Origin of the sequence: Pseudomonas sp. NY15372, assembly GCF_048068215.1 — a bacterium.
GTDB classification, from domain to species: domain Bacteria; phylum Pseudomonadota; class Gammaproteobacteria; order Pseudomonadales; family Pseudomonadaceae; genus Aquipseudomonas; species Aquipseudomonas guariconensis_A.
The window spans coordinates 79,074-90,823 of record NZ_JBLUPY010000016.1 but is presented as its reverse complement, the minus strand read 5'-3'; the positions used below and the strand labels follow the sequence as shown (position 1 = coordinate 90,823).

2 protein-coding genes are annotated in these 11,750 nt (G+C 68.3%); both read left to right on the top strand.

Going from position 1 to position 11,750, the window contains the following annotated elements; genetic code table 11:
* Positions 1-8,404 (top strand): amino acid adenylation domain-containing protein (locus ACNFG0_RS13775; protein WP_416765241.1); only part of this gene is annotated, 8,404 nt, incomplete at its 5' end.
* A 10-nt stretch (positions 8,405-8,414) separates the two neighbouring features.
* Positions 8,415-11,750 (top strand): amino acid adenylation domain-containing protein, encoded by a 3,336-nt coding sequence (locus tag ACNFG0_RS13770; protein ID WP_416765239.1) that lies wholly within the window; start codon positions 8,415-8,417, stop codon positions 11,748-11,750.

Sequence of the window (11,750 nt, the reverse complement as noted above, 5' to 3'; positions counted from 1 at the left end):
CACCGGCCTGGCCCGCGGTTACCACCGCCGCCCTGGGCTGACCGCCGAGCGCTTCGTCGCCAACCCGTTCGTGGCCGGTGAGCGGATGTACCGCACTGGCGACCTGGCGCGCTACCGGCCTGATGGCGTGATCGAGTACGCCGGGCGCCTGGATCACCAGGTCAAGCTGCGCGGCCTGCGCATCGAGCTGGGCGAGATCGAGGCACGGCTGCTGGAGCATGCGTGGGTGCGCGAGGCGGTGGTGATCGCCGAGGACGGCAAGCGCCTGCTCGGCTATGTGGTGCTGGTGCGCGAAGAAGCGGGTTGGCAGCAGGCATTGGCCGATCACTTGGCCGGGCATTTGCCCGAGTACATGGTGCCGAGCCAATGGTTGGCCCTCGAGCGCATGCCGCTGAGCCCGAACGGCAAGCTGGAGCGCCGTGCCTTGCCGAAGATCGAGGCGGGTGCCCAGGCAGCCTACGTGGCGCCGCAAGGCGAACGGGAACAGGCCCTGGCCGCTGTCTGGGCCCAGGTGCTGCAGGTGTCGCAGGTGGGCCGAGACGACAACTTCTTCGAGTTGGGCGGCGACTCGATCATGGCGATCCAACTGGCCAACCGGGCCCGCCAGGCAGGTATCGACGTCAGCCCCCGCGACCTGTTCCAGCACCAGAGCGTGCGCAGCCTGGCCCTGGTGGCCGGCGTGGTCGGCGGACAGGCCGTCGACACCCAGTTGGCCGAAGGCGAAGTGCCGCTGACGCCTGTGCAGCATCTGTTCTTCGCCTTGCCTGAATTCAACCGTGATCATTGGAACCAGTCGCTGTTGCTTGCGCCTCGCCAGGCCTTGCGCGCCGATTGGCTGGCGCAGGCCCTGGATTGGCTGTGCCAGCAACATGACGCCTTGCGCCTGGGTTTCGACCGGCACGGCGATAGGTGGCGCCAAGCCTACCGTGTACCGGCAGGCGAAGAGTTGCTGTGGGAGCGGCACGTCGATTCGGTGCAGGCCCTGGAAGCTGCGTGCGAGGCCGCGCAACGCAGCCTGTCGTTGGCCCGGGGCGAGCTGCTGCGCGCACTGCTGGTGCGCCTGCCGGACGGCAGCCAGCGCTTGCTGCTGGTCATCCATCACCTGGCGGTGGACGGTGTGTCCTGGCGGATTCTGCTCGAAGACCTGCAACAGGCCTATGCCCGTCTGGAGGCCGGGCAACCATTGGCGCTGTTGGCCAAGACCACCAGCTACCAGGCCTGGGCGCAGCACCTGCACCGTTATGCCGACGAGCAGCAGGCCCAGGTGAACTGGTGGCAGGCGCAGCTGGCAGGCACCAGCGAGCAATTGCCGGTGGACCACCTCTGCGCGCTGCCGCTCAACCGCGACAGCAGCAAACTGGCACTGAACTTCGATGCCGAGCTCACGCGCCGCCTTCTGCAAGAAGCACCGGCAGCCTATCGCACCCAGGTCAACGACCTGCTGCTGACCGCGTTGGCCCGTGCCGTGGCACGCTGGAACGGCCAGCAACGGATCTTGCTCGAACTCGAGGGGCATGGCCGCGAACAGCTGTTCGACGAGGTGGATACCGGGCGCACCGTTGGCTGGTTCACCAGCCTGTTCCCGGTTGCCTTGCAGGTAGAGGAGGGCCTGGCCGCCTCGCTCAAGTCGATCAAGGAGCAACTGCGCGGCGTGCCCGACAAAGGAGTGGGCTTCGGCATCCTGCGCTACCTCGGCGAGCGTTCGGTACGCGAGGCCCTGGATGCGTTGCCGCGTCCGCGCATCACCTTCAATTACCTGGGGCGTTTCGACAGCCAGTTCGACGCGCAGGCCGCGTTCGTGCCAGCCGCCGAATCGGCCGGGCAGGCCCAGGACGAGGCCGCGCCGCTGGGCAATTGGTTGACCGTCGAAGGGCAGGTCCTCGATGGCTGCCTGAGCCTGCAATGGAGCTACAGCACGCGGATGTTCGAGGCGCCTACGGTGCAGCGCCTGGCCCAGTTGTTCGAGGACGAACTGCTGGCGCTGGTCGAGCACTGCTGTGACCTGCGCCACGGCGGTGTGACGCCTGCCGATTTCCCCCTGGCCGACCTGACCCAGGAGCAGCTGGATGCCTTGCCGGGCGATCCGCGTGCCCTGCAGGACCTCTACCCACTGTCGCCGATGCAGCAGGGCATGCTGTTCCACAGCCTCTACCAGCAAGGCAGTGGCGCCTACATCAACCAGTTGCGCCTGGACCTTGAGGGCGTCGACCCGCAGCGCCTGCGAGCGGCCTGGCAGGAGACCGTGGATGCCCACGATAGTTTGCGCAGCGCCTGCCTCTGGCACCTCGAACAGCCGCTGCAACGCGTGTGGCGGCAGGTGGCGGTGGGCTGGCAGGAGCATGACGTGCAAGGGTATGCCGATGCCACGCAACGCCTGGATGCGCTGGCAGATGACGCGCGCGTACAAGGGGTCTCCCTCGACCAGGCGCCGTTGCTGAAGCTGCAACTGGTCCAGCTGGCGCCTGGGCGCCACCAGCTGATCTATACCCATCACCACTTGTTGATGGACGGCTGGAGCAATGCGCGGGTGCTGGTGGAGGTGCTGGAGCGCTACCAGGGCGCCGTGGTGCCACGCCCGGTCGGCCAGTACCGGGACTACATCGCCTGGTTGCAACGACAAGACCCCGTCGCAAGCGAAGCGTTCTGGCGCACGCAACTGGCGCCGCTGGACGAGCCGACCCGCCTGGCGCGCAGCGTGCATCCATTGCCCGCAGGCGATGCGTCGGGGCAGGGCGAATACCGTCAGCAGCTGGACAGCGCCACCCTGGCCGCCTTGCAGGCCTTCGCTCGTGAGCAACGCGTCACCCTCAACACCCTGGTTCAGGCGGCCTGGGCTTTGTTGCTGCAACGCTATACCGGCCAGGCCTGCGTGGCCTTCGGCGCCACCGTGGCCGGCCGCCCGGCGGGGCTGCCCGGCATCGAGGCGCAGGTCGGGCTGTTCATCAACACCCTGCCGGTGGTGGTTGAGCCCGCCGGCCACCTGCGCCTTGGCCAGTGGCTACAGGCATTGCAGGCCGGCAACCTGCGCCTGCGCGAACACGAGCACACGCCGCTGCTGGATATCCAGCGCTGGGCCGGTTTCGGCGATGCGCTGTTCGACAGCCTGCTGGTGTTCGAGAACTACCCGATCGACCAGGCCCTGGGCGACGCCACGCCAGCGGGCTTGCGCCTGACGCCGGTCGCCAACCAAGAGCAGACCAGCTACCCGCTGACCGTGTCCGTCGTCGCCGGGCAGACCCTCGATGTGCATTACCGCTACGCGTGCAATGCGTTCAGCGCCGATACCCTGGCGGCCCTGGCAGGGCACCTGGCACAACTGCTGCGCCAGTTGCCGGAGCTGAGCAGTGAAGGTCGGTTGGGCGAGCTCAGCCTGCTGGCGCCGGATGCCCTAGCGTTGCAGGCCCACCAGTGGAACGCGCCCGTGGCCTTCGCCGACGAACCGGCGACGGTGCATGGCCTGTTCGAACAACAGGCAGCCCGTACGCCCAACGCCTTGGCGTTGATCCATGGGTGCGATGAATGGTCCTACGCCCAGCTCGATGCCCAGGCCAACCGCCTGGCGCACGCGCTTCTGCGCCGTGGTGTGGCGGCCGAACAGCGGCTGGCCATCGGCATGGGGCGCACGCCGCAGATGCTGGTGGCGATGCTGGCGGTGCTCAAGGCCGGGGCAGCCTATGTGCCGCTGGACCTGGACTACCCGGCTGAACGCCTGGCCCACATGCTCGAAGACAGCGAGGCGGCCTGGGTGCTGGGCGACGAGGCGGGCGAGGCGGTGCTTGCCCCGCTGGCGGGCGCGCGTCTGCTGGATGTCGACGCCTTGCTGGCCAGGACCGACCTGCCTGACAGCAGCCCGGCCCTGGTGGTGCCGGCGGAGCGCCTGGCCTACGTGATCTACACCTCGGGGTCGACAGGCAAACCCAAGGGGGTCGCCATCAGCCATGGCAACGTCCAGGCGCTGGTGCGCTGGTCCCGCGGCGTGTATGACCAGGAAGACCTGCAAGGTGTGCTGGCCAGTACCTCGATCTGCTTCGACCTTTCGGTGTGGGAGTTCTTCGTCACCCTGGCCTGCGGTGGCTACTGCGTGCTGGCGCGCAATGCCCTGGCCCTGGCCGACCTGCCGGCGCGCGACCGGGTGCGCCTGGTCAACAGCGTGCCGTCGGCCATTGCTGCCCTGGAGCAGGCGGGGCAGATTCCCGCCAGCGTGCGCATCGTCAACCTGGCCGGCGAGCCGCTGAAGCAGTCGTTGGTCGAGCGCTTGTACCAGCGCCCGGGCCTGGCGCGGGTGCATGACCTGTACGGCCCCTCCGAGGACACCACCTATTCCACCCACGCCTTGCGCAGGCCAGGGGGCCAGGCCTGTATCGGCCGGCCTTTGGACAATACCGCCGCCTATGTGCTAGACACCCAGGCCCAGTTGCTGCCGGTAGGGCTGGCGGGTGAGCTGTACCTGGCCGGCGCGGGCTTGAGCCGCGGCTACCTGAACCGCCCTGGGCTCACTGCCGAGCGCTACCTGCCCGACCCGTTCGCTGGCGATGGCCAGCGGATGTACCGTACCGGCGACCTGGTGCGCCAGGGCCGAGAGGGCGAGCTGTATTACGCTGGCCGCCTGGACCATCAGGTGAAGGTGCGCGGCTATCGCATCGAGCTGGGCGAGCTGGAGGCTCGCCTGTTGCAGGTGCCGGGTGTGCGCGCCGCCGTGGTGGTCGCCCAGCCGCTGCAGGGCGGTATGCAGTTGGTGGCGTACCTGGAAGGCGAGGTGGCCGGGGCCGAGGCGGTGCAAGCGTCACTGCGCCAAACGTTGCCGGATTACATGGTGCCGGCGCATGTCCTGTGCTTGCCGGCACTGCCGTTGACGCCCAACGGCAAGGTCGATCGCAAGGCCTTGCCGGTGCCGAGCCTCGGGCACGATCAAGGGCTCTATGTAGCGCCACGTTCGGCGCTGGAGCGAGACCTGGCGGCGATCTGGGCGCAGGTGCTGGAATGCCCGCAGGTCGGCCTGCAGGACCGGTTCTTCGCTTTGGGCGGCCACTCGCTGCTGGCGACCCGAGTCATGTCCCAGGTACGCCAGCAACTGGGCATCGACGCACCGTTGCGGCTGTTGTTCGAGCACGAGCAGTTGCAGGCGTTCGCCGCAGCCCTGGCGCCGCTGGCGCGCGGCGGGCAGCTGCAGATCGCCCGGGTGCCGCGCGAGCAGCCGCTGGCGTTGTCCTATGCCCAGGAGCGGCAATGGTTCCTCTGGCAGCTGGAGCCGCGCAGCAGTGCCTACAACCTGCCGCTGGCCTTGACCTTGCGCGGCCACCTGGATGTGGTGGCGCTGGGTGAGGCCTTCGCGCGCCTGGTAGCCCGCCATGAGTCGTTGCGCACGTGTATCCGCCTGGTCGATGGGCAGCCGCGTCAGGTGATCGCAGCCCCGCCAGGGATGGCCCTGGCGGTCGAGCGCGTGGAGGCCGGGGCGGGCCTGGAGGCTGTACTGGCCAAGGAGGTCGTTCGGCCGTTCGACCTGGAGAACGGGCCGTTGCTGCGGGTGCGCCTGTACGCCGTGGCCGAGCAGGAACATGTGCTGTTGCTGGTGCAGCACCACGTGGTCACCGATGCCTGGTCCATGCAGCTGATGGTTCGCGAATGGGTCGATGGCTATCGCGCCGCATGTGGCCAGCAGGTGCCGGCACTGCCTGACCTGCCGGTGCAGTATGCCGACTACGCCGCCTGGCAGCGGGCCTGGATGGAGGCGGGCGAACGCGAGCGCCAGCTGGCCTACTGGCGCGAGCAGCTGGGCGACGAGCAGCCGGTGCTGCAGCTGCCCTACGACCACCCACTGCCGGCCCAGCCGACCCTGCGCAACGGCCGCCTGCAATTGCAGCTGCCAAGACCACTCGGCGAGGCGCTTGCAGGCCTTGCGCGCGAGCGCGGCGTAACCCCGTTCATGTTGCTGCTGGCCAGCTACCAGGTGCTGTTGCAGCGCTACAGCGGCCAGCACGACATCCGCATCGGTGTGCCCACGGCCAACCGCAACCATGCCCAGACCCAGGCGCTGCTGGGCTTCTTCGTCAATACCCAAGTGTTCAGAGCGCGGCTGGATGCCAGCCAGTCGTTCGCCGCCCTGCTCGAGCAGGTACGCGAAACCGCCCTGCAGGCCCAGGCCCACCAGGACCTGCCGTTCGAGCAACTGGTCGAGGCCTTGCAGCCGGAGCGCAATCTGGGCCACAACCCGCTGTTCCAGACGCTGTTCAACCACCAGAGCGCGGAGCGTGGCCACGACCTCGCCGGCGTGCTGCCGGGGCTTGCGATCAGCCTCCTGGACCTGCCGCCACGCACCGCGTTGTTCGACCTCTCGCTGGACACCTGCGAGTCTGCCGAAGGTTGGTCGGCCACCTTCAGCTACATGGCCGAACGCTTCGAGGCGGTGACCATCGAGCGCCTGGCCAGGCACTGGCTGAACCTGCTGCAGGGCATTGTCGCCGCGCCGGACGAGGCGTTGGGCAACCTGCCGATGCTTGATGCCTGCGAACGCTTGCCTCAATGCGATGCGCTCAGTGGCCCCGCTCAGGACCATTCGATGCAGCGCCCGGTGCATGCCCTGTTCGAGGAGTGGGCGGCGCGCACGCCCAAGGCTCCGGCAGTGCTCTTCGGTGACCAGTGCCTGGACTATGCGACCCTCAACCAACGCGCCAACCGCCTGGCCGCGACACTCATCGCCCGGGGCGTAGGGCCCGAAGTGCTGGTGGCCATCGCCCTGGAGCGCTCGCCGCGCATGCTGGTGGCCTTGCTGGCGGTGCTCAAGGCCGGCGGCGCCTACCTGCCGCTGGACCCGCAATACCCGGCCGAGCGCCTGGCCTACATGCTCAAGGACAGCGGCGCCGGTTTGCTGCTGAGCGAGGCGAGCGTGGTCGGGCAGTTGCCGGTCGAAGGCTTGCACGTGCTGTTGATCGAAGACGCCATCGCGCAGGGCGAAATCGATAACCCGCAGGTAGAAACAGACCCGAACCAGCTGGCCTATCTCATCTACACCTCCGGCTCCACCGGCCAACCCAAGGGCGTGGCGGTCTCTCACGGGCCGCTGGCCATGCACGTGCAGGCCATCGCCGAGCGCTATGAAATGCGCCCGGACGACTGCGAACTGCACTTCATGTCGTTCGCCTTCGACGGTGCCCACGAGCGTTGGCTGACCTGCCTGACCCAGGGCGCCAGCCTGCTGCTGCGTGACAACACGTTGTGGACGCCGGAGCAGACCTACACGCAGATGAAGGCCCACGGCGTGACCGTTGCGGCGTTCCCGCCGGCATACCTGCAGCAACTGGCCGAGCACGCCGAACGTGAGGGCAGCCCTCCGGCGGTGCGGGTGTACTGCTTCGGTGGCGACGCCGTGCCCCAGGCCAGTTTCGAGCTGGCACGCCGGGCGCTGCGCCCGACCTACATCATCAATGGCTACGGCCCCACCGAGACGGTGGTGACGCCACTGATCTGGAAGGCCGGGCAGGGCACCGACTGCGGTGCGGCCTATGCGCCTATCGGCGAACGCATCGGCCGGCGCAGCGCGTACGTGCTGGACGGCGAGCTGAACCTGGTGCCGCAAGGCATCGCCGGGGAGCTGTACCTGGGCGGCGAAGGCCTGGCGCGGGGCTACCTGGGCCGTGCCGGCCTGAGCGCCGAGCGCTTCGTGGCCGATCCGTTCAGCACGGGCGGGCGGCTGTACCGCACCGGTGACCTGGTGCGCCAGCGCGCCGACGGGGTGATCGACTACCTCGGGCGGGTGGACAACCAGGTGAAGATCCGTGGTTTCCGTATCGAGCTGGGCGAGATCGAGGCGCGCCTGCTGGAGCAGGCTGGGGTGCGAGAGGCGGTGGTGCTGGCCCGTCCGGGCCTGAGCGGTCAGCAACTGGTGGCGTATGTGGTGCCCAGCGAGGCGGGCGAGCCGACGCTGCGCGAACGCCTGCGCCAGGCCCTGCGTGCGCTGCTGCCGGACTACATGGTGCCGACCGCCTGGCTGCTGCTCGAGCGCCTGCCGCTGACCCCGGCCGGCAAGCTCGACCGTAAGGCCTTGCCGGCGCCAGACCTGGCCCAGGCCCAGGAGGCCTACGAGGCGCCCCAAGGCGAGCTGGAAACGCGCCTGGCCGAACTCTGGGCGCAGGTGCTCAAGCTCGAGCGGGTAGGGCGTACGGACAACTTCTTCGAGTTGGGCGGGCATTCGCTGCTGGCCATGCAGGTGGTGGCCAGGGCCAGGGAGTCGTGGCAGCTCGATCTGCCCCTCAAGACCCTGTTCAGCCACCCGGTGCTGGCCGAGCAGGCCCAGGCGCTCGAGGCCTTGCAGCAAGAGCAGGCGCCGGTGCAGGACGCCTTGGCTAAATCCTTGGCGGCCCTCAAACGTTTATCAGCCACTGAGCTTGAAAAGCTGCTTTCCGAATGAGGGTCATGGCGTGCAAGAGTTGATTGAATCCATTGGTGTGCTGTCTGCGCAGGAGCGCAAGGCCCTGGCGGTTCTGCTGAAGAAGGAGGGGGTCAATCTCTACGACGTCGCCCCGGTGTTCCGACGTGACCCGGTCGAGCCGCTGCGCCTGTCCTATGCCCAGGAACGCCAGTGGTTCCTCTGGCAGCTGGAGCCGGGCAGCGCGGCCTACCATATCCCGGCCGCGCTGCACCTGAGCGGCCCGCTGGACCTGCAGGCCCTGCAGCGCAGCTTCGACTACCTGCTGGCTCGCCACGAAAGCCTGCGCACCTGTATCGATACTGGCGCCGGGCAGCCGCTGCAGCGCATCGAGGCCCAGCAGACCGTGGCCTTGCACATCGAGGCGGTAGGCCGGTTGCCCTCCGACGCTCTCAGGGCGCGGGTCGAGGCCCTGGTGGTGCAGCCGTTCGACCTGGCCGCCGGGCCATTGCTGCGCGTGCACCTGCTGCGCCAGGCCGACGATGACCATGTGCTGGTGATGGTCCTGCACCACATCGTCGCCGATGGCTGGTCGATGCAGATCATGGTCCGTGAGCTGGTGGAGGCCTACCAGGCCTTGTGCGAGGGCCACCAGCCCAGCCACGAGCCGCTGGCGATCCAGTACGCCGACTATGCACTGTGGCAACGCGCCTGGATGGAGGCCGGCGAGCGCCAGCGCCAGCTGGACTACTGGGTCGGCCAGCTCGGCGGCGAGCAGCCGGTGCTGGAGCTGCCCCTGGACCATCCGCGACCCGCGGCCCAGAGCTATCGCGGCGCACGCCACGACCTGACGGTCGCCGCGCCGCTGTGCCAGGCCCTGCAGCGCCTGGCCAACGAGCAAGGGGTCACCTTGTTCACCCTGTTGCTGGCCAGCTTCCAGGTCTTGTTGCACCGCTACAGCGGCCAGGACGAGCTGCGCATCGGCATCCCCAACGCCAACCGCAATCGCCCGGAAACCCAGGGGCTGATCGGTTTCTTCGTCAACACCCAAGTGCTCAAGGCGCAATTGGACGGGCGCATGAGCTATCGCCAAGTGCTAGCCCAGGCCGCACAGGCCATGTTGCAGGCCCAGGCCCACCAGGACCTGCCGTTCGAGCAACTGGTCGAAGCCTTGCAGCCGGAGCGCAGCCTCAGCCACAGCCCACTGTTCCAGGCCATGTACAGTCACCAGAACTCAAGCCGCGAGGCTCTGCCGACGTGCCAGTTGCACGCGCTGCGCATCGACAGCCTGGCGTTCGACAGCCAGGCCGCGCAGTTCGACCTGAGCCTGGACACGGCCGAAACCGACGAGGGGCTGATCGCCTCGTTCACCTACATGCGCGAATTGTTCGAGCCCCAGACCATCGCGCGCCTGGCCGGACATTGGCACAACCTGTTGCAGGCGCTGGTGGCCCAGCCTGATGCGGCCATCGGCGAGCTGCAGCTGCTCGACGCTGCGCAACGCCGGCAGCTGGAACACGAATGGAGCGGCATCGACGGGCTGGCGGTCGACGACCAGCACAGCCTCAAGGCGCTGATCGAGGCCCAGGTCGAGCGCACCCCCGAGGCGCTGGCGTTGATCCATGAGGGCCAGCACCTGACCTATCGGCAAATGAACGCCGAAGCCAACCGCTTGGCGGCACGCTTGTTGGCGCTGGGCATCGGCCCCGAGCAGCGGGTCGGCATCGCGGTGGATCGCGGGCTGGGCATGGCGATTGCCGTGCTGGCGGTGCTCAAGAGTGGCGCGGCCTATGTGCCGATGGACCCGCAATACCCCCGCGAACGCCTGCAAGGCATGATCGAGGACGCAGGCCTGGCCTGCCTGCTCACCCAGCCTGAACTGCGTGGGCAGTTGCCCGACTGCGGCGCCATGCCCGTACTGGAGCTGGACGCGCCGGCAGCCAGCGCCAGCGACCCGGGTAACCCGCCGCAGCGTAGCGCGCCGGGCAACCTGGCCTATGTCATGTTCACCTCCGGCTCCACCGGTCGGCCCAAGGGCGTGGCGATCAGCCAGGCGGCCCTCGCAGCCCACGTGCAGGTGTGCATCGATTTCTTCGGGTTGTCGTGCGCCGACCGCGTGCTGCAGTTCGCTACCTTCAATTTCGATGGCTTCGTCGAGCAGTTGTTCCCGGCCTTGATCTGCGGCGCCGCGGTGCTGCTGCGGGGCAACGAGATCTGGAGCAGCGAACAGTTCCACCGGGTGCTGGTGGAGCAGGGCGTCACCGTCGCCGACCTGACTACTGCCTACTGGGCCATGCTGGCCAAGGATTTCGCCGCGCGCCCACGGGCCAGCTATGGGCGGTTGCGCCAGGTACATGCCGGGGGCGAGGTGATGGCCGCCGACGCCCTGACGGCCTGGCGCGCCGCTGGGCTGGAGGGCGTGCGCCTGCTCAATACCTATGGCCCGACCGAAGCCACGGTGACGGTCAGCGCCCATGATTGCAGCCAGGGTCCGGTCACCGGCAACCCGCCGATCGGCCAGGTGCTCGCGGGCCGCTCGCTGTATGTAGTCGACGGTAATGGCGCGCTGGCGCCAGTGGGCGTGGTCGGCGAGCTGTTGATCGGCGGCGACTTGCTGGCTCGTGGGTACTTCCAGCGCCCCGACCTGACCGCCGCGCGCTTCGTGCCCAACCCCTTCGCCAACGGTGGCCGCCTGTACCGCACCGGCGACCGGGTGCGACGCCTGGCCAATGGCGATATCGAGTATGTCGGGCGTACCGACCACCAGATCAAACTGCGCGGTTTTCGCATTGAGTTGAGCGAGATCGAGGCGCGCCTGCTGGAGCACGCCCAGGTGCGCGAGGCGCTGGTGGTACCGGTGCAGGGCGCCGGCGGCACCCAGCTGGTCGCCTACCTGGTTACCACGCAGGCGTTGGGCGATGACCCCGGCCCATGGGTACGCGAGCTGCAGGCCTGGCTCAAGGCGCGCCTGCCTGACTACATGGTGCCCAGCCAGGTGATGATACTGGCCGCCATGCCGCTTTCGCCCAATGGCAAGCTCGACCGCCGCGCACTGCCCGCGCCGGACCCACAGTGGCTGGCCAGCCACTACCTGGCACCGCGTACCGCGTTGGAGCAGCAGGTCGCTGATATCTGGCAGGCCTTGCTCGGCGTGCCTCGGGTCGGCCTTAACGACAACTTCTTCGACCTGGGCGGGCACTCGCTGCTGGCCACCCAGGTGATGGCCCGCGTGCAGGTGGAGTTGGGTGCCAACATCCCGCTGAGCCTGCTGTTCCAGGAAAGCACCCTGGAAGGTTTCGTACAGGCGGTTCAGCCGCTGGTGTCGGTGGACATGGACGACACCCTGGATGAACTCAACGATTTTCTCGACGCGCTGGAGGCGAACTGA